The sequence below is a fragment of the Streptomyces sp. NPDC052109 genome (genome assembly GCF_040680195.1).
Taxonomy (GTDB): domain Bacteria; phylum Actinomycetota; class Actinomycetes; order Streptomycetales; family Streptomycetaceae; genus Streptomyces.
Window position 1 is genome coordinate 44823 of the sequence record NZ_JBFAWF010000003.1, and the last position, 24265, is coordinate 69087.

The following is a 24265-nucleotide window of genomic DNA, read 5'->3' on the forward strand; positions in this document are numbered from 1 at the left end:
ACAGTCGATCACACGGGCAGCAGCCGGGCGATCAGCGCGCTGAGCTGACGGGCCGTACGGCACTCGTGCATCTCGACCAGCTCGGCGTAGGCGGGCGCGGCCGAGTCGCCCGTGCCCCACTGGCCGCGCGGCTCGGGGTTCAGCCAGTACACGCGGCGGGCCCGCCGGGCGACCTCCCGTACGGCGGCCAGGTTCGGGTCGCTCATGTTCGTCCGGGCGTCGCCGAGCACGAACACGGTCGTGCGCGGGCCCACCGCGTCGCCGTACCGCTCGGCGAACTCGCCCAGCGCCACGCCGTAGTCGCTGCTGCCGTGCCAGCCGGTCAGCGTGGCCTCGGCGCGGATGCGGGCGCTGAGCCCGTCGGGGGCGGCGCGGCCGTGGTCGAGCAGACCGGTGACCTCGTCCAGCCGGTTGACGAAGGCGAACACCCGGATCTTGCTGAACTGGTCGTGCAGCGCCTGCACCAGCAGCATCGTGAAGTCCGAGAAGCCGGAGACGGATCCGGACACGTCGCAGAGGAGCACCAGTTCGGGGCGGACCGGGCGGCGCCGGCGCAGCACCGGGCGCATCGGTACCCCGCCCGTGGACAGCGAGGAGCGCAGGGTGCGGCGCAGGTCGACCGTGCCGCGCGCGGCCCGGCGGCGGCGTGCGGCCAGCCGGGTGGCCAGCTTGCGCGCGAGCGGCTGAACCGCCCTGCGCAGCTCGGTCAGCTGGTCCCGGTTCGCGAAGAGGAAGTCCACGCGGTCCGCGGTCGGTGCGACGCCGCGCCGGGCGATCCCGTCCCGCCCGCGCCGCTCGGCGACCCGGCGCCGCGCCTCCGCCCCGACCATCCGCCGGAACTCCGCGATCCGGCGCCGGATCTCGTCGTCCAGCAGCCGGTCGGCGAAGCCGGCACCGCTCCCGTCCCGGCCGCCGACGTCCGAGCGCACCCGGGCCAACAGGGTCTGCGGGCGCAGCCGGTCGAGCGTCTGGTACGCCGAGAAGCCGTCGGAACCCGGTGAACCGCCGTATCCTCCCAGGGCGTCGACCGCGTCGGCCGCCAACCGGGCCATGAGAGCCCGGTCGTCGGCGGCCAGCGCCCCGGCCAGCCGGTCGCGCAGCTCCTCCCGGTCCGCGCCGGGGCCGTGCGGGTCCCCGACCGTGCGGGGGAAGTACAGGTCGAAGACCGGGTCGAACACCGCCCGCTGGGCAGGGCCGTGCAGGAGCGTCGCGGCCAGCCCCTCGCGCAGCAGCTCCCGGTCCGTGAGCCCCAGCGCCTCCACCGCGCGGGCCGCGTCCACGGTCTCGCCGGTGCCGATCCGTACGCCGTGCGCGCGCAGTGCCCCGACCAGTCCGGTGATCCGCTCGGCGACCGCGGTCACAGCGCGTCCAGGTCGAGCTTCGCCGCCGCCTTCTGGATGTCGTCCTGGTGCTTGAGGATCACGCCGAGGCTGTCCCGGACGACCGTCCCGTCGAGGGTGTCGGCGCCGAGGGCCAGCAGGGTGCGGGCCCAGTCGATGGTCTCGGCGACGGACGGCGTCTTGCGCAGGTCCATCGCGCGCAGCGCCCCCACCACCCGCACCACCGACTCGGTCAGCGCCGGGCCGAGGCCGGGCACCTTCAGCCGTACGATCCGCCGCTCCAGCTCCTCCTCGGGGAAGCCGATGTGCAGGAACAGGCAGCGCCGGCGCAGCGCCTCGGACAGCTCCCGGCCGGCGTTGGAGGTCAGGACGACGAACGGGCGGCGGGTGGCGGCGACCGTGCCCAGTTCCGGGACCGTGATCTGGAAGTCGCTGAGGACCTCCAGCAGCAGGCCCTCCATCTCCACGTCGGCCTTGTCGGTCTCGTCGATCAGCAGCACCGTCGGTTCGTCGCCCCGGATGGCGGTGAGCAGCGGGCGGGGGAGCAGGAACTCCTCGCTGAAGATGTCGGTGCGGGTCTCGTCCCAGCTCTCCTCGCGTCCGGCGCTGATCCGCAGCAGTTGCTTGGCGTGGTTCCACTCGTACAGCGCCCGGGACTCGTCCACGCCCTCGTAGCACTGCAGCCGGACCAGCCGGGCCCCGGCGACCTGGGCGACGGCCTTGGCCAGCTCCGTCTTGCCGACGCCGGCGGGGCCCTCCACCAGCAGCGGCTTGCCCAGCCGGTCGGCGAGGAAGACGGTCGTGGCGACGGCGGGCGAGGCGAGGTAGCCGGTCTCGGCGAGGCGGGCGGAGACGTCGTCGACGGACGTGAACAACGGGGCCTCCGGCGGGTCGGGGAGTGGTGTCCGGGCAGCACTATCTAAGCGCTTGTTCAGGACCTCTGTCCAGAGATATACACCGATCGGTTTCCGCTCCTCCCCGGATGCGGTTAACCTCGCTGCATGGCCTCCACAGACAAGGTGTCCCCGCGCGACCGGCTGCTCGACGCGGCGGCCCGCCTCTCCTACCGCGACGGCGTCTGCGTCGGCATCGAGGCGCTGTGCCGGGAGGCCGGCGTCTCCAAGCGGTCGATGTACCAGCTCTTCGACAGCAAGGACGCGATGCTGGCCGCGAGCCTGGAGCGGCGCATCCCGTGGTTCGACGCCCAGCTGACGCACCCCGACCCGGAGTCCGCGACCCCGCGCGAGCGCATCCTGTACGTCTTCGAACGCCTGCAGCGGGCCTCGGTGGACGCCGACTACCGCGGCTGCCCCTACCTGGCCGTCCTGGTGGAGGTGAAGGACCCGGAGCACCCGGCGACCGTCGTCGCCCGCGCGGTCAAGCAGCGGCTGGCCGAGACCTTCCGGGCCGAGGCGCAGCGCGGGGGCGCCCGCGACCCCGAGCTGCTCGCGCGCCAGCTCGTGCTGGTCTTCGACGGTGCCAGCGCCCGGGCCGGCGCGAAGGTGGAGCGCCTGGACGACGGGCTGGCCACGACCACGGTGACGGCGCTGCTGGACGCGGCGGGGATGGAGTAGCGCCCCCGAGAGCACGGCCGAAGGAGCGCGGGGCCGGGTCCGACGTGCGGCCACCGCCGCGCGGGCGCTACCGGCCACGTCGGCGCCGCACCCGGCCGACGGGCACCCCGCGGCCCCGCCCCTCGCGGCCCCTGGGGCGGACCGCACCCGGACGGGGCAGCCCAACGCGCCGCCCCCGCGCCCCGCCCGGTCCAATGAAACCGTGACCGCGCCCCCCGACGACTGCCTCGCGCGCAACGAATGGATCTGCGGCGCCTACCTGAGCAGCCGCCGCCAGATCCTCCTCGACGCCGTCGTCCAGCACCTCGAACTGACCTCCCTGTCCGTCCTCATCGGGCTGGCCGTCGCGCTTCCGCTCGCGGTGACGGCCCGCCGCTGGGGCTGGGCGGCCGGGCCCGTCCTCGCCGTGACGACGATCCTCTACACGATCCCGTCCCTGGCGATGTTCTCCCTCCTCCTGCCCCTGTACGGACTCTCGGCCACACTCGTGGTCGCCGGACTGGTGCTGTACTCGCTGACCCTGCTCGTCCGGAACATCCTCGCGGGCCTGCGCGCGGTCCCGGAGGAGACCCGGCAGGCCGCCCGCGGCCTGGGCTACGGCCCGATCCGACTGCTGCTCACCGTCGAACTGCCGCTCGCCCTGCCCGCCGCGATGGCCGGCCTGCGCATCGCCACCGTCTCCGCGGTCTCCCTGGTCACGGTGGGCGCGATCGTCGGCTTCGGCGGCCTCGGCAACCTCATCTACGCGGGCATGAACACCTACTTCAAGGCCCAGGTGCTCACCGCGTCCGTGCTGTGCGTGCTGATCGCCGTCGCCGCCGACCTGCTCCTGCTGGGCGTACAGCGGCTGATCACGCCGTGGACGAGGGCGGGCCGTGCACGAGCGCCCGCGGGACGCGGGCGGTCACGCTTCGGGGTCCCCGGGACCAAGGCGGGGCGCGCATGAGTGCTCCTGGGGCAGGTGCGGGGCGCGTATGAGCACACTCACCGCGACCTGGCACTGGCTCACCGACCCCGCCCACTGGTCGGGCGACGACGGCGTCTGGCACCGGCTGTTCCAGCACCTGGCGCTCACCGTCGTCTGCCTGGTCCTCAGCTGCCTGATCGCACTGCCCGTCGCACTCAGCCTCGGCCACCTCGGCAGGGGCGGTGCGCTCGCCGTCAACATCTCCAACATCGGCCGGGCCGTGCCCACCTTCGCCGTCCTGGTCCTGCTGCTCCTGACCCCGGTCGGCAGGTGGGGCGAGGGGCCCACGGTGGTCGCTCTGGTGCTGTTCGCCGTCCCCCCGCTGCTCACCAACGCCTACGTCGGCGTGCGCGAGGTCGACCGCGGCGTCGTCCAGGCGGCCCGGGGCATGGGCATGACCGGACGGCAGATGCTGCTGCGGGTGGAGCTGCCCCTCGCGCTGCCGCTGGTCATGAACGGGGTGCGGATCGCCGCCGTCCAGCTCGTCGCGACCGCCACCATCGCCGCGCTCGCGGGCGGCGGCGGGCTCGGCCGGATCATCACCGCCGGCTTCAACCTCGCCAGTACGCCCCAGGTGGTCGCGGGCGCCCTGCTCGTCGCCGGGTTCGCGCTCGTCGTCGAGGGCGTCTTCGAGATCGCCGAGCGGCTGGCACCGGTGTGGGCGCGGGGCGGCCGATGAGACGAGCCCTCACAGCGGTCACGCTGCTCATCCTCACCGCCTGCTCCACCGGACCCTCCCTGGAGAACCGCGGCCAGGTCACCGCACCGCCCGGCGACAGCCACCACCTGACCATCGGCTCCGCCGGCTTCACCGAGAGCGATCTGCTGGCCCAGATGTACGCCCAGTTGCTGGACCAGGCCGGCTACAAGACCTCGATCCTCACCGTCGCCAACCGGGAGCTGTACGAACCCGCGCTGGAATCCGGCCAGATCGATGTCGTGCCCGAGTACGCGGCCACCTTCGCCGACTGGCTGAACGCCAGGACCCACGGCGCCGACGCGCACCCCGTCGGCTCGCCCGACCTCGGCGCCACGATGAAGGCCCTGCGCGCGCTCGCCACGCCCCGCGGACTCACCGTGCTCCCGCCCGGCCGGGCCGTCGACCAGAACGCCTTCGCGGTGAGCGCCGCCTACGCCCGGCAGCACGACCTCAAGACGCTCGGCGACCTCGGCGCCGCGAAGCTGAAAGTACGGATCGCCGCGGGTGACGAGTGCGTCCAACGGCCGTACTGCGAACCGGGGCTGAAAAAGGTGTACGGCATCGACGTCACCGGCGTCGATCCCAAGGGCGTCGGCACCACCCAGGCCAAACGGGCCGTGCAGGAGGGCCGGGACCAGATGGTGCTGACCACCACCACGGACGCCACGCTCGACTCCTTCGGCCTGGTCCTGCTCGCCGACGACAGACACCTCCAGAACGCCGACTACGTCGTCCCGGTCGTCAACCGGTCCCGCGCGGGCAGCGAGCGCGTCGCGAAGGCGCTGGGCGAGCTCAACGACGTCCTCACCACCCAGGACCTGGCGGCGCTCGGCCGGCAGGTGGACAGCTGGCGGCGGCTGCCCGCCGAGGTGGCCCGTACCTATCTGAAGGACAAGGGCCTGCTGAGTCCCTGATGGGCGTGACGCGAGGGGCCGCGGACCGGGTCGCCCCGCAACGAGTGGGCGGCATGGCGGTGACGACCCGGCGTCACCTCGGCGTGCCGCAGTCCGTGGCGTCGGGGAACCTGAGCGACGGTGACCCACGCGCCTTCGACCGCCAGCCGGCCACGACGTGCGGTCACGCGTCCGCCACCGAGTCGAACGCCACCTGCCCGCGCGCCACCCCCCGCGCCTCCGCGTCCACCGAACGGCGCAGCGCCTCGTGCAGCTTGGCCGGGGTGAGCACCCCGAGGAAGCGCGCGCCGTCCAGCACCGCGACCCATCCGGCGTCGTACTGGAGCATCATCCCGAACGCCTGTTTCAGCGGCGCGCCCACCGGCACCCACGCGGTCATCCGGTGGGTGCGGTCCCCGACCGTGCCGCCCCTGGCCAGCTCGTCCATGCCGGCCCAGCCGTGCAGATCGCCGTGCGGGTCGAGGACGACGGCCCACCGCGCGCCCTCGGACCGCAGCCGCTCCAGGGCCCCTGCGGCGGGCTCGTCCGGCCTGGCCACGGGCGGCTGTTCCAGGTCGTCCGGCTCGATCGCGGTGACCGACAGCCGCTTCAGCCCGCGGTCGGCGCCCACGAAGGAGGCGACGTACGGGGTCGCCGGCGCGCCGAGCACCGCGCCCGGCGTGTCGAACTGCTCGATCCGGCCCTCGCCGTAGACGGCGATGCGGTCGCCGAGCCGGACGGCCTCCTCGATGTCGTGCGTGACCAGCAGCACGGTCTTGCGCACGGCGGCCTGCATCCGCAGGAACTCGTCCTGCAACTGCTCGCGCACCACCGGGTCGACGGCGCCGAACGGCTCGTCCATCAGCAGCACCGGCGGATCCGCCGCGAGCGCCCGCGCCACTCCGACCCGCTGCCGCTGCCCGCCGGACAGCTGCTCCGGGTAGCGCGGCCCGTACGTCTCCGGGTCCAGCCCCACCAGATCGAGCAGCTCGGCGGCCCGCGCCCGGGCCTTGGCCCGCTTCCAGCCGAGCAGCGCGGGCACGGTCGCGGTGTTGTCCAGGACGGTGCGGTGCGGGAAGAGGCCCACCTGCTGGATGACGTACCCGATGCGGCGGCGCAGCCGCACCGGGTCGACGGCGGTGACGTCCTCGCCGTCGACGTAGATCCGCCCGGCGCTCGGCTCGATCAGCCGGTTGACCATCATCATGGTCGTCGTCTTGCCACAGCCCGAGGGGCCGACGAGCGTGACCAGCTCACCCTCGGCCACCTCGAAGGACAGGTCGCGCACAGCCGTCGTACCGTCCGGGTACCGCTTGGTGACCTGCTCGAACCGGATCATTCCCTCACGCTAACGGGGCCGCTCACGCGGCGCGCGGCGGTGACCTCCGCCGGGTGGCGCGGGGCGGCCCCGGTCGGGGGACCGCCCGTCCGGCGGACAGTGACACACCCGCGTCCAGGCGGTCCCGTCAGCCGAGCAGGATCACCTCCAGTTTCCGTGGACCGTGCACGCCCTCCACCCGGTCCAGTTCGATGTCACTGGTGGCCGACGGACCGGAGATCCAGGTCAAGGGGCGGGTCGGGTCGAGGCGTTCGAGGGCCTGGGGGACCGAGGAGACGACCTGGCCGGGGACCTGGACGACACAGATGTGATGGTCCGGGACGAGGGAGATCCGGCGCCGGCCCTGGTCGGGGGAACCGTCCAGGACGATCGTGCCGGTCTCGGCGATGGCCACGGCACAGCCCGTCACCACGCTGTCCACCCGGTCCAGCTCCTGCGGGGTGCTCTCCGGCCGGTCGTCGATCCGCACGGGGGCCGAGGCGGCCAGCCACTCCGGCGGCAGCCCGGGCGGCACCAGCACCTCCCGGGAGCCGTGCGCGGCCAGCAGCCGCATGACGAGGAGCGGCATCTCCTCGACGTCGCTGCGGTGGACGACGGCCCGGTAGTCCGCCAGGTTCTCGGCCAGCAACTCCACCGTCTGCTCGGTCGTGCGCTGCCCGTGCTCGCGCAGATAGGTACGGGGCAGCGCCTGCGCGTAGGCCCTCTCGTCCGGTGCCGTGTCGGCGAGCGCCCGTCGCACGCGGCCCAGAATCCTCTCCCTGCTGCTCACTCGGCAGCCCCCTTCTCGCCGTTGTCGCCGTGTGCGCGCCGCCACCAGTCCCGGAAGGGGGCCGGCGGTACGGCCGGCAGGTCCCGCGTGCCGCTCCACGCCCTGCCCGGGCCCGGCAGGCTACGGGGATGCAGGCGGCGGGTGCGGGAGGCGAGCCGTTGGCCGGTGCGCAGGGCGGCCGGGTGGCTGAACGTCCAGCGTGCCGCGCGCATGGCCGCCCGTTCGGCCGCGTGCCCCTTGGCGGGCTTGAGGACGACCTTGTTGCCCCCGCGTGTCGCCGGACCGCCCTGGACGACCCGCTCGCGCAGGTGGACCAGGACTTCGGGGATGTCGATGGCGACCGGGCACACCTCGTAGCAGGCCCCGCACAGACTCGACGCGTACGGCAGCGAGGCGTCGATCTCGCTTTCCGTGCCCCGGAGTTGGGGGCTGAGGATCGCGCCGATCGGACCCGGGTAGACCGAGCCGTAGGCGTGTCCGCCGGCGCGTTCGTAGACGGGGCAGACGTTGAGGCAGGCCGAGCAGCGGATGCAGCGCAGGGCCTGGCGGCCGACCTGGTCGGCGAGGGTGTCGGTGCGGCCGTTGTCGAGCAGCACCAGATGGAAGGTGCGGGGCCCGTCGTCGTCCGTCGTGCCGGTCCACATGCTCGTGTACGGGTTCATGCGCTCGGCGGTGGAGGAGCGGGGGAGCGTCTGCAGGAAGACCTCCAGGTCCCGCCACGTCGGCACGATCTTCTCGATGCCCACGACCGAGATGAGCGTCTCCGGCAGGGTGAGGCACATCCGCCCGTTGCCCTCGGACTCGACGACCACGAGGGTGCCGGTCTCGGCGACCATGAAGTTGGCGCCGGAGACGCCGACCTTGGCCCGCAGGAACTTCTCCCGCAGATGCAGCCGGGCGGCCTCGGCGAGCTCGGCGGGTGTGTCGGTCAGCCCCTCGGGAGCCGGACGTCCCCATGCGCCCATCTCCGAGCGGAAGATGTCCCGGATCTCCCCCCTGTTGCGGTGGATGGCGGGGACGAGGATGTGCGAGGGCCGGTCCTTGCCCAACTGCACGATCAGCTCGGCGAGATCGGTCTCGTAGGCGTGGATGCCCTCCTTCTCGAGGGCCTCGTTGAGCCCGATCTCCTGCGTGGCCATCGACTTGACCTTGACGACCTCCGACTCACCGGTCTCCTTGACGAGACCGGCGACGATCCGGTTGGCCTCGTCGGCGTCCGCCGCCCAGTGGACCGTACCGCCCGCCGCGGTGACCGACTCCTCCAACCGCACCAGGTACCGGTCGAGATGGCGCAGCGTGTGGTCCTTGATCAGGCGGCCCGCCTCACGCAGCGCCGCCCAGTCGTCCAACTCCGCCACCGCACGGGCCCGCTTGGCGCGGATGGTGTGGGTGGCGTGCCGCAGATTGCCGCGCAGAGTGGGGTCGGCCAGGGCGACGTGCGCCGCCTCCGGGAAAGCCGGCATGCCCACGAACGTACCGCTCATACGGCGGGCTCCTCCTCCGTGCTCGCCAGGATCTCCGCGATGTGCACCGGCCGCATGTCCGTACCCAGCCGGCTCATCATGCCGCCGATGTGCATCAGACACGAGTTGTCGGCCGCGCACAGCACCGACGCGCCCGTCGACTCGGCGCTGCGTACCTTGTCCGTGCCCATCGCCGCCGACACCTCGGCGTTCTTCACCGCGAACGTGCCGCCGAACCCGCAGCACTCCTCGGCACCCGGCAACTCCACCAGCTCCAGGCCCTTGACCGCCCGGAGCAGCCGGCGCGGCCGGTCGCCCAGACCGAGCGAGCGCAGGCCGTGACAGGTCGGGTGGTAGGTCACCGTGTGCGGATAGGAGGCGCCGACGTCCGTCACCCCGAGCACATCCACCAGGAACTCGGTGAGTTCGTACGTCTTCGGCACCACCGGTGCCAGCGTGCGCGCGAGCGAGTCTCCGCGCCCCTCGGCACGCGCCCGCTCGCCCATCCGTGGATACAGTTCCCGCACCATCGCCCCACAGGACCCGGACGGGGTCACGATCGCCTCGTAGGAGCCGAAGACATCGGAGAAATGCCGGGCCAGCGGCTCGGCCTCGTGCCGGTAACCGGTGTTGTAGTGCGCCTGCCCGCAGCAGCTCTGCCGCATCGGGAAGTCGACGTCGACACCCAGTCTGGTCAGCAGTTTCACCACGGCACGGCCGGTGTCCGGATAGAGCGTGTCGTTGACACAGGTCAGGAACAGGGCGACACGCATCGCGGCTCCTCGGGATCGGTCATCGGACGAGTGCAGGGTAGTAGGCGGACACCGCCGACGGGAGAGGGCGGCTCACCGCGTGGCGAGCCGCGCCTCGGCCGACCGCCAGCGGCCGCCGTCGCCACGGGGCGCGTACCGGGTCAGCGGCTGGGTACGGGTGAGCAGCCCGCGCATCTCGGCCAGGTCGCCGCCCAGCCCCTGGGCACGGGCCTGGACCAGCACGTTGCCGAGGGCCGCCGCCTCCGTCGCTCCGGCCACCACGGACAGCCCGCAGGCGTCGGCGGTCGGCTGGCACAGCAGCGCGTTGCGGGTGCCGCCCCCGACCACGTACACCACGTCCACCGGACGGTCGGCCAGCCGCTGCGCGTCCGCCACGGCCCGCCGGTGGGCCAGGGCCAGCGAGTCCAGGAGGCACCGCGTGACCTCGGCCCACGCTGAGCCCCGCCTTCCGCGGGGCTGACCCGGAGTTCAGTAACAATCCATGATCCCGGGGGTCGGCGGAGGCCCGGTCATGTGCTGAACTGGGACCCGTCCGTCCCATCCGTCCCGGGAGACCCGTTGAGCCTCAGCTACCGCCAGCCCGGCGTCATCCTCACCGACCGCCGTTTCACCGTGCCCCTCGACCACACCGACCCGGACGGCGAGACGATCGAGCTGTACGCCCGTGAGGCGGTCGCGAGCGACAAGGCCGGGCGGGAGCTGCCGTGGCTGCTGTATCTCCAGGGTGGTCCCGGCTTCGGGGCGAATCGTTTCGTCGGACGTCAGGCCTGGCTCGACCGGGCCTTGAAGGACTACCGGGTCCTCCTCCTCGACCAGCGCGGCACCGGCAGCTCCACTCCCGCCACCCGGCAGACGCTCCCGCTGCGCGGCGGCCCCGCCGACCAGGCCGAGTACCTCACCCGCTTCCGCGCCGACGCGATCGTCCGGGACTGCGAGGCCATCCGCCCGCAGGTCACGGGGGGCGCGCCGTGGACCGTGCTCGGCCAGAGCTTCGGCGGTTTCTGCACGGTGTCGTACCTCTCCCTCGCCCCCGAGGGCCTGGACACCGCGGTCATCACCGGAGGCTTGCCCTCCCTGCACGCCCACGCCGACGACGTCTACCGCGCGGCCTACCCGCGCATCGAACGCAAGGTCACCGCGCACTACGCCCGCTACCCGCAGGACATCGAGCGGGCCCGCCGTGTCGCCGACCACCTTCTCACCCACGACGTGGTCCTCCCCAACGGCTACCGGTTCACCGTCGAGGCCTTCCAGTCCCTGGGCCTGATGCTGGGCACGAGCGACGGCAGCCACCGGCTGCACCACCTCCTGGAGGACGCCTTCGTGCGCACCCCGGGTGGCCCGGAGCTGTCCGACGCCTTCCAGGAACAGGCCCAGTCCCTGCTGTCGCACGCCGCCCATCCCCTCTACGCGCTCGTCCACGAGTCGATCTACGGCCAGGGCGCCCGCCCCACCGCCTGGGCCGCCGAGCGGATCCGCGCCGAGTTCCCGCAGTTCGACGCGGCCAAGGCGCTCGCGGGTGACACGCCGGTGCTGTTCACCGGCGAGACCGTCCATCCCTGGATGTTCGAGACCGACCCGGCGCTGCGCCCGCTGCGCGAGACGGCCGACCTGCTCGCCGCCCGCACCGACTGGCAGTCCCTGTACGACCCCGCCCGACTCGGCGCGAACGAGGTCCCGGTCGTGGCGGCCGTCTACCACGACGACATGTACGTCGACACCGGGCACTCCCTGGAGACTGCCCGCGCCGTCCGCGGTCTGCGCACCTGGGTCACCGACGAGTTCGAGCACGACGGCCTGCGCGCGGGCGCACCGCGCGTCCTGGACCGCCTGCTCGCCCTGGCCCGCGACGAGGCGTGAGGCCGGGGGGGCGGCGGGAACGGCACGGGGAGCTTCGACGACAGTACGTCGTCATGAACCGCCCGTCGACGAGCGGCGTGCGGGCCGGTGTCCACCGGGCTCGGCCCGCCCGCGTGCCTGTGCCGGTATCCCGACCGCCGACACGGCCCGGCCCGGGGTGCGGTGGCCGCCCTGCGTCGCGCGCGCTGCGACCCCCTGTCTTCACCGGTGCGCTGCCCGTGGTCGGCGCCGCACGCGCCGTCGTGACGCAACGAGTCGCCCGGTCAGAGGAGTTGCCATCGGGACGCGACGGCATAGTCTGCGGCCATGAGCGAGCCGAAGATCACCCAGCTGCAGCCCCTGCCCGACGACTGGCAGCGTGCCCTCGCCGTGGTCGCGCACCCCGACGACCTCGAGTACGGGTGCTCGGCGGCCGTCGCCGCCTGGACCGACGCCGGCCGCGATGTCGCCTACGTGCTGGCCACCCGCGGCGAGGCGGGCATCGACACGCTCGACCCCGCCGTCTGCGGCCCGCTGCGGGAACGGGAGCAGCGGGCGAGCGCAGCCGTCGTCGGTGTCCGCACCGTGGAGTTCCTCGGCCACCGGGACGGAGTGATCGAGTACGGACCCGCGCTGCGCCGGGACATCGCCGCGGCGATCCGCCGTCACCGGCCGGAACTCGTCCTGACCCTCAACCACCGTGACACCTGGGGCGATGCCGCCTGGAACACCCCGGACCACGTCGCCGTGGGCCGTGCCACCCTGGACGCTGTCGCCGACGCCGGCAACCGGTGGATCTTCCCGGAACTCACCGAGCAGGGCCTCGAGCCGTTCACCGGTGTACGCCGGGTGGCGATCGCGGGCTCCAGCCGGCCCACCCACGCGGTCGACGCGCGGCCCGGCCTGGAGCGGGCGGTGCGCTCGCTGCTCGAGCACCGCAGCTACCTCGAGGCATTGACCGATCAGGACCCCGAAACCTACGTCCGCGACTTCCTGACCGAGCAGACCACCGCCGTCGCCGACCGCTTCGGCGGCGCACCGGCGGTGGCCTTCGAGGTCTTCGGTCGCTGACCGCGCCGGCTCCCCCGAGACCAGGACACGGGGTCTGGCGAACAAGCTCCCCGGGGCCGCGGCCCCGTCACACCTGCGGCACGCCGGCGGTCTCAGCGGAGGACGGGGCGGCCGCCGCCCGGCACCAGCCGTGCGTGCTGCCCACGGTCGCAACGCAGGAGCCGCTCGTCGAGTCCCAGTTCGCGCGCCGCGGCCAGGAAGTCGTGCAGCGGAGAACGGAAGACGGTGTAGTCGTCATAGTGCACGGGCAGGACGCGCCGGTAGTCGAGACGCCGGGCCAGTTCGGCTCCCTGCGCGCCGTCCATGGTCACCACGAAGCCCCCGGGCAGCTGGGTGCCACCCAGATGGAGCACCGCCAGGTCGGCGTCCGGGAACCGCTGGGCGATCTCGTCCAAGCCGTCGAACACCAGGGTGTCCCCCGAGACGTACAGCCGCAGCCGGACCGGCCCGTTCGCACGACCGAATTCCAGCATGCTGCCCATGACGGGAGGCAGGAGCCCGCGCAGCACGGGTTGCAAGGCGTGTCGTCCGGGCAGCGACGTCACACGGACCTGCGCCGCACCGCGCCCGAGCGTGCAGCTCTCCCAGGTACGCAGCCCTCCCGCCCTGCGGAACCCCTGCCAGGCGCGCAGTCGGCGCGCCGCGTGCCGTGTCGTGACGATCGGTGTCGAGCGGTCCAGGTGGCCTCTGGCCCGGCGGTCCCAGTGATCGCCGTGCAGGTGTGAGAGGACGACGCCGTCCAGGCGGGGAAGGTCCGCCACGTCCAGGGCCGGCTCGGTGAGTCGCCGGCTGACCAGTCCGTAGCCCAGGTGTGCTCGCTCGCCGCGGTGGAGGAAGTTGGGGTCCGTCAGCAGGGACAGCTCGCCGAACCGCAGCAGGACCGTCGCGTTGCCGATGAAATGGAGCTCCAGCGAAGTGTCGTCGAGTGCATCGTCGAAGGTGGTCATAGGGGTCCTTGCCCGACGGGACGCGCCCGTCTGAGAAACCGGAGTCTGTTCCCTCGGGCCGGGTTCCCCGCACAGCCCATTGCACAAGCCGCGGACCGGGAACCTGCACCGGACGACGGGCGGCTGAGCCGGGGAGCCGGCCGGCGTGGTGGAGCCGAGCGGCGCCGGGTGGACGGGCGGGGTGTCCCTCGCGGGCGTCAGCGTGCCGACTGGTGCGCCGGGCAGCCGTCGGCCGGGGTGGCGACCGCACCGGCCCCGGTGGCCGTGTCCGTCGCAGGGCTCGCCGGCGGCTGCGCCGCGCTCCCGGGCAAGCTCACCCCGGGTGCGGGTCCTGCCTCCGTCGCGGGTTCCGGTGTCCGCACCGGCGTCGGCCGTCGCTCCAGGTGCAGCCGCAGCCCCTCCGGCATCACCGTCAGCCGCTCGGTCACGGTCAGCCGGTAGGCCGGGTCGGCCCGCAGCTCGTAGCGGCTTAGCAGCAGGCCGAGGACCAGGGTCGCCTCGTGGAGGGCGAACTGGCGGCCGATGCAGGCCCGGGCGCCCGTGCCGAACGGCTTGAAGGTGTGCGGAGGCCGGGCCCGGACGGCCTTGGCGTCGAAGCGGTCCGGGTCGAAGCGCTCCGCGTCCTCGCCCCACACCTCCGGGTCGCGGTGCAGCATCGGTGTCAGGACCAGCGCCCACGCGCCCCGGTGCATCGGGTGGTCGCCGGCGAGCACGGTGTCGTGCCGGGCCTCACGGGCGAACGCCGGCGCGGTCGGCCACAGCCGGAGGGACTCGTCCAGCACTCGGCGCACATACCGCAGCTTGGCCACCTGGTCGTAGCCGGGCTGCGCGGTGTCGCCCCAGACCCGGTCCACCTCGGCGCGGGCCCGGGCGGCGATCTCGGGGTGCCGGGCGAGGTAGTACAGGGCGAAGGAGAGCGCGCCCGAGGTGGTCTCGTGGCCCGCCACCAGGAACGTGATCACCTGCTTGCGGACGTTTTCCGCCGACAGCTTCTCGCCGGTGTCCGGGTGCGCCGTCCGAAGCATCCGGTCCAGCAGGTCGCCTTCCCCGCCGCCCGACCGGCGCCGGTCCGCGACCAGGTCGTCGACCGTGCGGTTGAGACGGGCCATGTCGGCCGCGTTGCGCCGGGCGGCGGAACGCAGCAGCAGCGGGGCGAGCGGCGCGGGCACGCTGTTGAGGCGCTGGGCGTAGGTGAGCGTGCCGACCATCGCGGTGACGAAGGGGTGCGGCCGTTCCCGCTCGAAGGAGCCGAAGTCGTGCCCGAACCCGGTCCGCGAGATCGTCTCCAGGGTCAGCTTGGTCATGTCCCCGGGCACGTCGACCGTGCGCCCGGCCGCCGCCTCACGGTCCCAGTGGTCGGTCAGCCGGCCGGCGACCGACAGCATCATCCCGTGGTAGCCCTCCATGGCCTCGCGGCTGAAGCCGGGCGCAAGGACGTCGTGCGCCAGCTGCCAGTTGGGCTCGTGGTTGTACGCCGTGAACAGGCCGTCCCCGGCCACCGGCCGGAGGTTGGCCACGCCCAGCCCGACGTGCTTGGCGAACCGGGACTCGTCGGCCAGGTCCGCGACCAGCGGCGCGCCCCACACGAACACGAACTCCTTGCCGAAGGCCCGCCGGCGGAAGATCGGCCCGAGGTCGCGCGCGAACCGCATGGAGTCCTGCAGCGGCCTGCGCCGGTCGACCCCGAGCACATCGCCGAGCAGCGGCACCCGGCGCGGCGGATGCGGAATGCGGTGCAGCTCGGGCCAGCTCAGTTCGGCGCTCCGGAAACCCTTCGGAAGCCCCGTCCCGGTCGTGTCCGTCGTCTCCGCCATGACGCCGATCTCCCTTGATCCAGCGGGCCTTGAACCTGTGACCTGAATTCGCGAGGTGAATCTGTGACGAGCTCGTGTTGTACGTGGATTCAATAGTGGTCCAGTGTGGTCCGCCCGTTGAACCCACGTCAAGTAAGGTGACCGCATGGCCGCGAACCAGGGGGAGCGAGCCCGGCGCAGGCTCAGCACCGGGGAGCGCCGCGAGCAGCTGCTTACCGTCGGTGCGAAGCTCTTCTCCGAGAGCCCCTACGACGACGTGTGGATCGAGAGGGTCGCCGAGATCGCCGGGGTCTCCCGCGGGCTGCTGTACCACTACTTCCCGACCAAACGGGACTTCTTCGCGGCGGTCGTCGAGCGCGAGAGCGAGCGGATGCTGCGCATGACGGCGGCCGTGCCCGGTGTGCCGGTGCGCGAGCAGCTCACCGCCGGCCTGGACACCTACCTCGGTTACGTCCAGGCCCACGCCCATGGCTTCCGCGCCTTCCATCGCGCGGACGCGGCCGGTGACCAGGCCGTGCGCCGGGTCTACCGGCGGGCCCTGGCCGCGCAGGAGCGGCAGATCCTCGCCGCGCTCGCCGCCGACCCCGAGTTCGGGCCCGCCTTCGAGGGAGCCCCGCAGGTGCGCCTGGCCGTGCGCGGCTGGCTCGCCTTCACGACGGCCGTGTGCCTGGAGTGGTTGCGCGGCGGGGAGTTGAGCCGCGAGCAGGTGCGCGACCTGTGTGCGCGGGCGCTGTTGGGTGTCATCGCCTGAGCGCCGACTGATCCTTTGCGCCGGTGGGGTGTGGTTGGCGTGCGTCCCGATCTCCGATAGCTTAGGCAAGGCTAACCTAAGGAGGTCGGAGGATGGGTGACACACAGGACTGGACGGCCGCACCCGGCGCGGCGGAACGGGCCCGGTCGGTGCTGGCCACCGCCTGGTCGTGCGCGGTGACCGCGGGCGGTGCCCGCGAGGAGTACGTCGGTGCGCACAGCGTGACCGACGGCGGCGCCGTGCGGCTGGCGGTGCCCGACGACAGCTCCCTGCTGACCGAGGCCGTCTGCGCCCCGCGCCAGGAGCCCTCCGCCGTGCTGGAGTTCGCCGACGTGGCGCCCGTACCGGTCCGGGGGCGTATCCGGGCCCGGCTCCACCTCGCAGGCCGGTTGGTGCCGGACCGGGGCACCCTGCTGTTCCGGCCCACCCGGGTGGTGCTGCGGCAGCCCTCGGGGGCCGTGGTCGTCGACCTGGACGAGTTCGCCGCCGCCCGGCCCGATCCCCTCGCCGAGGCCGAGGCCCGGCTCCTGACCCACCTCGCCGACGCCCACCCGGACGCCGTCGAGCGGCTCACCCGCCTGGTGCGCCCGGAGAGCCTGCACGCCGCGACGCGCGTGGTGCCCCTCGCGGTGGACCGGCACGGAATGACCCTGCGCATCGAGGGCACCCGCGCCCACGGCGACGTACGGCTGCCCTTCCACACGCCCGCCGACGACGTCGGCCAGCTCGCCGAGCGCATCCACGCGCTGCTGGCACAGGCCGGTGCCGCCCTGTGCCCCCGCGCGCTACAGCGGCAGCGCGCAGACGGCGACGGGTGAGGCGAACGGCTCGCCGGCCGACCGGAGTTCGCCGCCGACCGCGTCCACATGGAAGACGGTGACCGTACCCGAACGCTGGTTCGCCGCGAACAGCAGGCCGCCGTCCGGCGAGAGGGCGATCTGCCGCGGAAAGTCCCCGCCCACCGGCACCGTGCCGAGCAGCCGCAGCCGGGCGCCGTCGGCCTCGATCGCGTACCGCGCGAGGGTGTTGTCGCCCCGGTTGGCCAGGAACGCGTACCCGCCGTCCGCCGTCACCACGAACTGCGCCGGGTAGTTGGTGCCGCCGCCCGAGCCCGTAGGCTGCGGCTCACCGATCGTCAGCCGGCCGGAGGAGGGATCGTAGGCGCAGACCGCGACGGTGTCGTCCACTTCGTTGGCCAGATAGGCGTAACGGCCGCCCGGATGGAAGGTCAGATGCCGCGGTCCCGCCCCGGGCCGGGTATGTGCCCGCGCCACCTCCGTCAGCGTGCCCTCGGCCTGGTCCAGGCGGTAGCTGTAGACGGTGTCGGTGCCGAGATCGACCGCGAGGACATGGACGCCGTCCGGGCCGGTGATGAACTGGTGTGCGTGCGGCCCCTGTTGGCCTGGACCCGGTGCCGGGCTGCCGTGCGTGACCAGGTCGGTGCGCTCACCGACGGCGCCCGAGGCGTCGATCGGATGCACGGCCACGCTGCCCGACCCGTAGTCGGCGCTCAGCAGCCAGCGTCCGGAGGGGTGCACCGACAGATGACAGGGACCCGCGCCACCCGTGCTCCGGGTGCCCAGGACACGCCGGTCGGCCAGACGTACGGCCGTCACACCACCGTCCTGGCGTTCGTCCACCGCGTACAGCGTGCGGCCGTCCGGGTGCACGGCGAGATACGACGGGTCGGGGACGCCGGTGAGCGTGCCCGAGCCGGTGATCCGTCCGGTCACCGGATCGTAGGACGCCACCCCGATGCCGGTGCCGCCACCGTCGACGGAGGTGTAGGTGCCCACGTACAGCGCTCGCGGTCCGGAGCCCATGCGGGGCGGCGCGACGGCCACGGGCTCGTCCACCGCGGCCGTACCGTTCGCCGGCGGGGCCGCCGGGGACGGCACCGCCACCACGGCCGCCGCACCCGCCACGGCTCCGACGAACCGGCGCCGGCTCCAGCCGCCCCCGGTCTCCCGCCCGCGCCGGGGAGACCTCCCTCGTGCCGCCCGTGCCTCCGTGTCCATGCCGCACCTCAGGTCGTCGGTTGCCCCGGTCGTGACAGCAACCTTGACGTGCACCCACCGCCAAGGGCAAGCCGGGCAACGGGTGTTGCGCATGGTGCAATGGGGGCTGGGGCTACCACTCCCCGTCCTCGACCGGCTTGCCCGGCGCGTCCTTCAGCGGGGTCACCTGGCCGGCGGACGGCGCCTGCCACGGGTCCAGATCGTCCCCGAGCCACTCGCCGGCCGGTTTGACCGCCTCCAGGGTGTCCGTGGGGGCCAGATCCTCGGCATCCGCGTCGTAGTAGTCGTACCAGGGCAGTCCCGCTTTCGTGTACGCCGCCCGGTCCACCGGCGAGGGCGGAGGTGCCTCCCCGACGATGCGCCGCCACTCGGGCGGCGTGACGAGGTGGACGAACACGCGCCCGGCGGGCTCCTCGCACCAGTCCGTCAGCGGACGGTCGTCCCGGTACACCTCCTGGCGCATCGAGCCGCCGACGCCCAGGCCCATGGCCCCCGCCCGCGGGGACACGGGCCCACCGGGGGCGGCCGGCATGGCCGGCGGGGGGCCGCCCGGGGCGGAGGCCATCATCGCCATCGGCGCGCCGTACCCGCCCACCGGGCCGGCCGACAGGGCCCTGCGCCGCGCCTCCTCGCGCTCCCGCTCGCGGCGCCGCCACTCCGAGAGCAGCGGTTCCTTCAGCGGGAACGACTGGAGCTGCACCCCGCCCCACACCTCCTCGCCGGTGACCTGCCCCTCCACCGTCGCGCCGAGGCCCAGCGGCACGGCGACGAACTGGCGGACCGTGCCCTTGCCGGAGTTGACACCGTCGAGCCACGGCTGACGGGGCAGCACCACGTAGTTCTGCGGATCGCGGGCGAGCCGGTCGGTCCAGGGACGGCCGGACACCGCGCACACCTTGCCGACCCCGACCTGGAGTGCAGCCGGCTCGCGCGTGCCGGAGAAACTCAGCCACATCGCCTCGCGCAGATACACCGGCAGCATCACACCGCCGCGTGCCCGCCACGCCTCCGGGACGGTGTCCGCGTAGTCCGAGACCCGCCGCACCGGGAACTCGCCCAGCCCCGGAGGCAGTGGATGCGTGCCCGTCTCCGGCAGCCGCAGCGTGCGGACGAACCGCACCGCCACCCCGCCCGGCAACCGCAGTGTGTTCCCTTCGATCCGCACCCCGGAACCAGCCATCCGGTAGTCCCTCGTCTCGCCGTCCGCGCCGAGTCCGCCCGGCGCCCTCCTCACGAAGAACGCTCGCCGAACCCCGCACGGTTCCGCCACAGCTCCTCCTGCACCCCGAGCCGCTCGCGCAGCCGGGTCATCCGGGGCAGCTTCGCCCGCTGCCCGCGGGAGACCCGGTCCAGCTCCTCGAACAGGCGGCGGGTGCGGTGCTCGGTGTTCAGCTCGTCGATGATCCGGGTCGTCTCGGTCAGCACGGCCCCGAGCAGCTGCCAGTTCGCCCAGTCCTTGCCGATCTCCTCGCGGAGCAGCGCGGCCAGCCGGTCCCGGGTGCCGGCCGCCGTGTGCAGCTCGGCGGACAGACGGGCCTCCGCCGACTCGGCGTTCTCGCTCAGATGGGTGGTGACCAGGACCGCGAAGCTCACCACCGCGTCGGCGATCTCCGACAGCAGCTGTTCCACGGTCGCCCCGACCCGGGGCGGGAACAGGTCCTCGGCCCCGCGCGCCTTCGCCAGATCCGTGAAGGTGCGGGCCAGCACCCGCAGGACCACCGTGCAGATCTCCAGCGTGTCCAGACCGGTGCGCAGCACCACCCGGTGCAGTAGCCCCTCCTTGACCCGCGGATTGAGTCGCAGGCTGTCCTCGGCCTGCCGCAACGACGCGTCCACCCGGCTGATGTGCTGGTCCAGCTGCCGTGCCTCGTGCAGCCGCTCGGCGGCGCGCTCCCAGGGGATCCGGCCCGCGGCCTCCTCGCCCATCCGCAGCATCAGCTGCCGCACCCGGCGCGCCTGGTCCTCGATCGAGCGGCCCGCCTCGTCCACCCACACCGGCGGCGGAAGCAACAGATTGCAGGCCGTCCCGACGACCGCGCCGATCAGCGTCTCCACGATGCGTGCCCAGGCGGTGAACCCGACGGTGGTGACCCCGAGCACCAGCATGGCGCTGATCGCGACCTCGGCCACGTACTCGTCCACCCGCACCAGGTGCCCGACGGCCAGCGCGGCCACGATCAACAGCGCGAGGCTCCACCAGGTGAGCCCCACCAGCACGCTGAACGCGATCGCGACCAGAACCCCGGCCACCACCGAGTTCACCCGGCGGATGCCGTTGGTGAGGGTGGCGTAGAAGGTCACCTGGACGACCAGCAGTGCGGTCAGCGGCGCGGTCAGCGGGGCCGGCTCGGGGCTCAGCCGGAGGGCGACGACATAGGCGATCGTCGCGGCGGTCGCCGACCGCAGCGTCTGGACGACCACCGGCTGCCGGCGTCGTTCCACCAGGCGCAGGAGTCCCTTGGTCCACTTGCGTACATCGTGCATCCCTTGGCCTGTTCCCCTTCCTGGGGCGGGACGAACGTGCTTCGATTGCGGACCGAATCTGTCCGCAAGGGTTCGTAGGGTGAGTTCGGCGATCGAGGGGGTCGCCGCACGGAGAGGCCGCCGACAGGCCAAGGAAGGGGCAGTCCATGGGGGAGACCCAGGGAGCCGGGAAGTCCGCCGTCATCGAGGTGCTCCAGCGGGCGCACTCCTATCTCCGCGAGGTGGTCGCCGCGGTGCCGGAGGAGGCCTGGGGCAGGCCGACGCCGTGCGCCGGATGGACCGCACGGCAGGTGCTCAACCACGCGCGGATCGACCAGCAGGCGTACGGCCTCGCGTTCACCGCCGACCGGCCCGGCGAGGACCCGTTCCAGCCGGCCGACGTCCTGCACGGCGACCCGGTGGCCGAGCTGGACAAGATCCTGGCCGCCGTGGCAGAGGCCTATGCGCAGCTGCCCGCAGACGCCGAGTCCGTGCCGACGCCGCTGGGGCCGCTGCCCCTGTCCGTGGCCGCCGGCGCGGCCGCGCTGGACGCCGCGGTCCACGCCTGGGACATCGCCGTCGCCACCGGCCGGAACCTGCCGCTCGCCCCGGCGCTGGCCGCGGGTCTGCGCCCGGCCGCGGACCAGCTGGTGCCGCGGCTGCGGGGGTACGGCGCGTTCGCGCCCGCCCTCGCGACCGACGGGGCTCCCGACGAGGCGTCGGCGTTGCTCGCCTTCCTCGGCCGCGACCCGGAGTGGGCGCCGCCGGCGTCCTGACCGGCCGGCGCCGGGGCGTCAGGGCCGGGGCCACACGACATCGGCTCACCGGCGCCCGGCCCTCCCCGGACGGTCTTGGGGCCTTGCGGCAGGCCACGCGTCACCCACGCGGCTCAGCGGGCGGTCGGCGACGCGGCTCACGCCTGTGACGGCCTCGCCCGGGTTGGGGTGGTTACCCGTCGCTCCGTCAGGCGTGGGCCGCGTCGTCCCGTCAGGCGTACAGCTTGTCGATGAACGCGGACAGATTGCCCGTCGTACGGGCGATCTGCTCCGCCACGGTCAGGCTCTCCTCGAACCGTGCGCCGGACTCCGGCACCTTCTTGCCCCGCACGTACAGCGGACACGCGAGGTCGGTGCACATGTACAGGCCGACCGAGTTGCCCTCGCGGCCCGCCGCCCCCGCCTTGCGCGCCGTCATCAGGGTCACCCCGCCGCCGGGATGCGTGGTCAGACACAGTGAGCACATGCTGCGGTGCAGAAACCCGCGCTGCGCGGCCTGAAAGCGCAGGGCGACACCGACGAGCCGGCCGTCCCGTTCCGTCACGAGATAACTGCGGTCGGGCGCACCCGGATCCCGCCAGCCGAGGAAGTCAAGGTCCTCCCACGGCCGTTCACCGAGGTCGCGCGGGACCGCCAGCCGCTTGGCCTCGCCCTTCGAGCAGTTGATAAAGCAGTTGCGGATGTCCTGCTCGGTGAGCGATCTCATGAGGGGAGTCCTTTCGGATTCGTACCTAATGGGTCTAGGTTCACGGCTAGCCTAGGTAGCCAAGGGGAGGGCGGGCCAATGGATTTCCGGCAGGGGCTGCCGCCGCGCGCCCGGCGGGCGCTGGAGCACGTGGCCGCCGGGGTGTCCGGCCCACCGCTCGACCCCGGCCTGCGCATCACCCTGAACTTCCATCCCGACCGGGTCTCGGCCGGAGTGCCGATCCTCGATTCGCTGGCCCGGGACGGCGCGTACCACTCGCAGTTCGTGACCGGCACCAGCAACGGCGGTCTGACCGCGCACCCGGGCGGCGACCGGACGCGCTGGGAGAGCCGCATCTTCGGCGGTGTGTACGACGACGCGGCCCCCGTCGAACGCCCGCTGTACGGTGCCCTGAACTTCCGCCGCCAGTCCGTCGGCGCAGCCCCACGCTTCGGCTCCTCCCATCTCAGGCTCGCCGGAGCGGTCCCGGATCGGGCCACCTTCTGCTATCCGGACAGCGCCGCCGAGCCCACCGACTTCGGCGTGGCCTCGGCGATGCCGTTGCTCGCGCTCGCGGAGGCCGACGAGCGGGATCCGCTCAACGACTACATCGAGAGCCATGTGCACGGCGGTGTGCTGCTCGCCCGGGACGTGGAGGCGCTCGTGCTGGACGCGAGCTACCGGGACACCCCGGTGGAGGCGGCGGCCGGACGGCTGCCCTTCCCGTTGGAGTGGCACACCGGCTACCGGCTCTCCGTCCGCGACCTGTGCCGCCACGCCGACTACCGGGGACCGCGGTACGCCGACCTCGGCGCGCTGATCGCCGAGCGGGGCATGCTCACCCCGCGCGTCATCGGCGACGCGGCCCGCACCGGCCGCTACGAGCTCCAGGACCTGAAGATGGTCTGGCACACCCTGGCCCGCTTCGGCGCCCCGCCGGGCGCGGGCACGGCGTACTCGGCCGAGGCCTCGTCCGGCGCGGTGCCCTCCACCCCGGCCGCTTCCGTCGGTGCCGGCGGCGGCACGGACGCCTCCGGCTCGGCCCGTGCCGGTGCGGTCTCTCCGGGTACGGCGGCTTGCGGATCCCTCGGTGTCGCCGAGGCCACTGCCGAGGCCACTGCCGAGGCCACCGCCGTGGCTGAGACGCACAGGCGGCTTCCGCCGCGCCCCTGAGGCGCGCGGGAGGCCTTCCGGCAGCCGGGAGCACCCGGTGGTGTCCATGGCTCCCGGCATCCCCCGGACGACAGGCCGCCCGTCGAGACGCCGGGCAAGCCCGTCTCGCCCGCGCCCTGCTCCGCCTCCGCCCTACTCCGCCTCCGCCGTCCTCGCCTCCGGCGGCCACACGCCGGGCTTCAGGACGCCCAAGGCATAGGCGCGGGCGACCAGTTCGGTGCGGTTGGAGGCGTTCCAGCGGGCGGAAAGGCGCCGTAGATGGTAGGTGACGCCGTCCTTGCTGAGGCCCAGTTCGCGGGCGGCGCCGGCCGTGGTGGCGCCCCCGGCCAGCAGCGCCAGCACCCGGCCCTCCACCGGCGTGAACCGGGCCGGCTCCGGCGCGGACGGCGGGCACTCGCCCCGCACCCGCAGCATCACCAGCAGCGCCGGTGTCTCGTCCACGGTGTCGCTGACCGGGTCGGCCGTCAGCTCCCCGAACCGCTCGGTCCCGCCGGGCGCCCGCCAGTGCACCGACACCTGATAGCGCGAGCGGTGCCGCAGCCGCAGCGCCTGCGCGATCCGCTCCACCTGCGTCGCCTCCTGCGGGCGGAACAGCTCCAGCACGTCACGGCCCCGCAGCCGCCCCGGTGCCGTACCGCACTCGGCCGCCATCGCGGGATTGGCGAGCACCACCAGGCCGTACACGTCGCACACCGCGACCGGCACCGACACCCGGTCGAAGAGCAGCAGGGCCCGGTTGCGCCATACGACCCCCTCGGCCCGCCCCAGGTCCATGTCCACCTCTCGAAGCCGGAGTCAGCCCTCACATCCAAGAGGAAGAGGCAGGTCAGCGGCAAATCAGCGGCCCACGAGGGCGCGCGGCGAGCCATGTGTCCGCGGCCGGCGCAAGGCCCGTGACCGAGTTTTGACT

At 73.4% G+C, this 24265-nt stretch carries 23 protein-coding genes and 1 pseudogene; 10 read left to right on the forward strand and 14 right to left on the reverse strand.

All coding sequences use genetic code 11. The features are described 5' to 3' along the window. Positions 1-8 precede the first annotated feature (8 nt). Positions 9-1361, reverse strand: a complete 1353-nt coding sequence (locus AB0L59_RS08870) for a VWA domain-containing protein (protein WP_365581031.1) — start codon at positions 1359-1361, stop codon at positions 9-11. Next, a complete protein-coding gene (locus AB0L59_RS08875) occupies positions 1358-2215 on the reverse strand; it encodes a MoxR family ATPase (protein WP_365581033.1) in 858 nt (285 codons plus the stop codon). Before AB0L59_RS08875 ends, AB0L59_RS08870 begins: the two co-directional genes overlap by 4 nt. A gap of 126 nt (positions 2216-2341) precedes the next feature. On the opposite strand from AB0L59_RS08875, the gene AB0L59_RS08880 reads away from it, so the two are divergent. From AB0L59_RS08880 to AB0L59_RS08895, 4 genes are all read left to right on the forward strand, one after another. Then, positions 2342-2914 (forward strand): TetR/AcrR family transcriptional regulator, encoded by a 573-nt coding sequence (locus AB0L59_RS08880; protein WP_365581034.1) that lies wholly within the window; start codon positions 2342-2344, stop codon positions 2912-2914. A 202-nt stretch (positions 2915-3116) separates the two neighbouring features. Then, a complete protein-coding gene (locus AB0L59_RS08885; RefSeq protein ID WP_365581036.1) occupies positions 3117-3860 on the forward strand; it encodes an ABC transporter permease in 744 nt (247 codons plus the stop codon). Between the two features lie 28 nt (positions 3861-3888). Continuing rightward, positions 3889-4560: an ABC transporter permease gene (locus AB0L59_RS08890; protein ID WP_365581038.1), complete on the forward strand. Its 672-nt coding sequence runs from the start codon at positions 3889-3891 to the stop codon at positions 4558-4560. Beyond that, a complete protein-coding gene (locus tag AB0L59_RS08895) occupies positions 4557-5495 on the forward strand; it encodes an ABC transporter substrate-binding protein (RefSeq protein WP_365581040.1) in 939 nt (312 codons plus the stop codon). The genes AB0L59_RS08890 and AB0L59_RS08895 overlap by 4 nt, the downstream gene beginning before the upstream one ends. A 163-nt stretch (positions 5496-5658) precedes the next feature. Here the strand turns inward: AB0L59_RS08895 and AB0L59_RS08900 are convergent, their stop codons facing one another. The 5 genes and pseudogenes from AB0L59_RS08900 to AB0L59_RS08920 form a co-directional block, all read right to left on the reverse strand. Beyond that, complete coding sequence (locus AB0L59_RS08900) at positions 5659-6813, reverse strand: betaine/proline/choline family ABC transporter ATP-binding protein (protein ID WP_365581042.1); 1155 nt, start codon at positions 6811-6813, stop codon at positions 5659-5661. A 127-nt stretch (positions 6814-6940) separates the two neighbouring features. Then, positions 6941-7582, reverse strand: coding sequence for a lactate utilization protein C (locus tag AB0L59_RS08905; RefSeq protein WP_365581043.1), 642 nt, complete (start codon positions 7580-7582; stop codon positions 6941-6943). Then, positions 7579-9066, reverse strand: coding sequence for a LutB/LldF family L-lactate oxidation iron-sulfur protein (locus AB0L59_RS08910; protein WP_365581045.1), 1488 nt, complete (start codon positions 9064-9066; stop codon positions 7579-7581). The genes AB0L59_RS08905 and AB0L59_RS08910 overlap by 4 nt, the downstream gene beginning before the upstream one ends. Continuing rightward, complete coding sequence (locus AB0L59_RS08915) at positions 9063-9818, reverse strand: (Fe-S)-binding protein (protein ID WP_365581046.1); 756 nt, start codon at positions 9816-9818, stop codon at positions 9063-9065. The genes AB0L59_RS08910 and AB0L59_RS08915 overlap by 4 nt, the downstream gene beginning before the upstream one ends. 72 nt (positions 9819-9890) lie before the next feature. Beyond that, positions 9891-10247: pseudogene (locus AB0L59_RS08920) on the reverse strand (FGGY-family carbohydrate kinase); the annotation flags it as partial. Positions 10248-10376: 129 nt separating this feature from the next. Between AB0L59_RS08920 and AB0L59_RS08925 the strand changes: the two are divergent. Continuing rightward, positions 10377-11678: an alpha/beta fold hydrolase gene (locus AB0L59_RS08925; RefSeq protein ID WP_365581047.1), complete on the forward strand. Its 1302-nt coding sequence runs from the start codon at positions 10377-10379 to the stop codon at positions 11676-11678. A gap of 306 nt (positions 11679-11984) precedes the next feature. After that, positions 11985-12728: a PIG-L deacetylase family protein gene (locus AB0L59_RS08930; protein WP_365581048.1), complete on the forward strand. Its 744-nt coding sequence runs from the start codon at positions 11985-11987 to the stop codon at positions 12726-12728. A 92-nt stretch (positions 12729-12820) separates the two neighbouring features. On the opposite strand, the gene AB0L59_RS08935 is transcribed toward AB0L59_RS08930, so the two are convergent. Beyond that, positions 12821-13675 (reverse strand): MBL fold metallo-hydrolase, encoded by an 855-nt coding sequence (locus AB0L59_RS08935; protein WP_365581050.1) that lies wholly within the window; start codon positions 13673-13675, stop codon positions 12821-12823. A 197-nt stretch (positions 13676-13872) separates the two neighbouring features. Further along, on the reverse strand, positions 13873-15489 hold the full coding sequence (locus AB0L59_RS08940) for a cytochrome P450 (RefSeq protein WP_365581051.1): 1617 nt from the start codon (positions 15487-15489) through the stop codon (positions 13873-13875). Between the two features lie 145 nt (positions 15490-15634). Between AB0L59_RS08940 and AB0L59_RS08945 the strand changes: the two genes are divergently transcribed. Both AB0L59_RS08945 and AB0L59_RS08950 read left to right on the forward strand, forming a co-directional pair. Further along, positions 15635-16240 carry a TetR/AcrR family transcriptional regulator gene (locus AB0L59_RS08945; RefSeq protein ID WP_365581053.1) on the forward strand — a complete coding sequence of 202 codons (606 nt, stop codon included), beginning with the start codon at positions 15635-15637 and terminating at the stop codon, positions 16238-16240. A 92-nt stretch (positions 16241-16332) separates the two neighbouring features. Then, positions 16333-17058, forward strand: coding sequence for a DUF2470 domain-containing protein (locus tag AB0L59_RS08950; RefSeq protein WP_365581055.1), 726 nt, complete (start codon positions 16333-16335; stop codon positions 17056-17058). On the opposite strand, the gene AB0L59_RS08955 is transcribed toward AB0L59_RS08950, so the two are convergent. The 3 genes from AB0L59_RS08955 to AB0L59_RS08965 all read right to left on the reverse strand — a co-directional run bounded on the left by AB0L59_RS08955 (position 17026) and on the right by AB0L59_RS08965 (position 20742). Further along, positions 17026-18258 (reverse strand): lactonase family protein, encoded by a 1233-nt coding sequence (locus AB0L59_RS08955; protein ID WP_365581056.1) that lies wholly within the window; start codon positions 18256-18258, stop codon positions 17026-17028. The genes AB0L59_RS08950 and AB0L59_RS08955 overlap by 33 nt on opposite strands. 112 nt (positions 18259-18370) lie before the next feature. Further along, entirely contained in the window at positions 18371-19438 is a 1068-nt protein-coding gene (locus tag AB0L59_RS08960) for a hypothetical protein (RefSeq protein WP_365581058.1), read from the reverse strand. 50 nt (positions 19439-19488) lie between these two features. Then, positions 19489-20742: an aromatic acid exporter family protein gene (locus AB0L59_RS08965; RefSeq protein WP_365581059.1), complete on the reverse strand. Its 1254-nt coding sequence runs from the start codon at positions 20740-20742 to the stop codon at positions 19489-19491. Positions 20743-20888: 146 nt separating this feature from the next. Here AB0L59_RS08965 and AB0L59_RS08970 point away from each other — a divergent pair, with 146 nt between their 5' ends. Further along, positions 20889-21497, forward strand: a complete 609-nt coding sequence (locus AB0L59_RS08970; RefSeq protein ID WP_365581061.1) for a TIGR03086 family metal-binding protein — start codon at positions 20889-20891, stop codon at positions 21495-21497. 211 nt (positions 21498-21708) lie between these two features. Here AB0L59_RS08970 and AB0L59_RS08975 read toward each other — a convergent pair whose 3' ends face one another. After that, the gene (locus AB0L59_RS08975) at positions 21709-22203 is read right to left on the reverse strand and encodes an FBP domain-containing protein (protein ID WP_365581062.1); all 495 of its coding nucleotides are present in this window, start codon (positions 22201-22203) and stop codon (positions 21709-21711) included. A 78-nt stretch (positions 22204-22281) separates the two neighbouring features. Between AB0L59_RS08975 and AB0L59_RS08980 the strand changes: the two genes are divergently transcribed. Next, positions 22282-23355, forward strand: a complete 1074-nt coding sequence (locus tag AB0L59_RS08980; protein WP_365581064.1) for a DUF3626 domain-containing protein — start codon at positions 22282-22284, stop codon at positions 23353-23355. 132 nt (positions 23356-23487) lie between these two features. On the opposite strand, the gene AB0L59_RS08985 is transcribed toward AB0L59_RS08980, so the two are convergent. Next, positions 23488-24129, reverse strand: coding sequence for a PAS domain-containing protein (locus tag AB0L59_RS08985; protein WP_365581065.1), 642 nt, complete (start codon positions 24127-24129; stop codon positions 23488-23490). Positions 24130-24265: the final 136 nt, after the last annotated feature.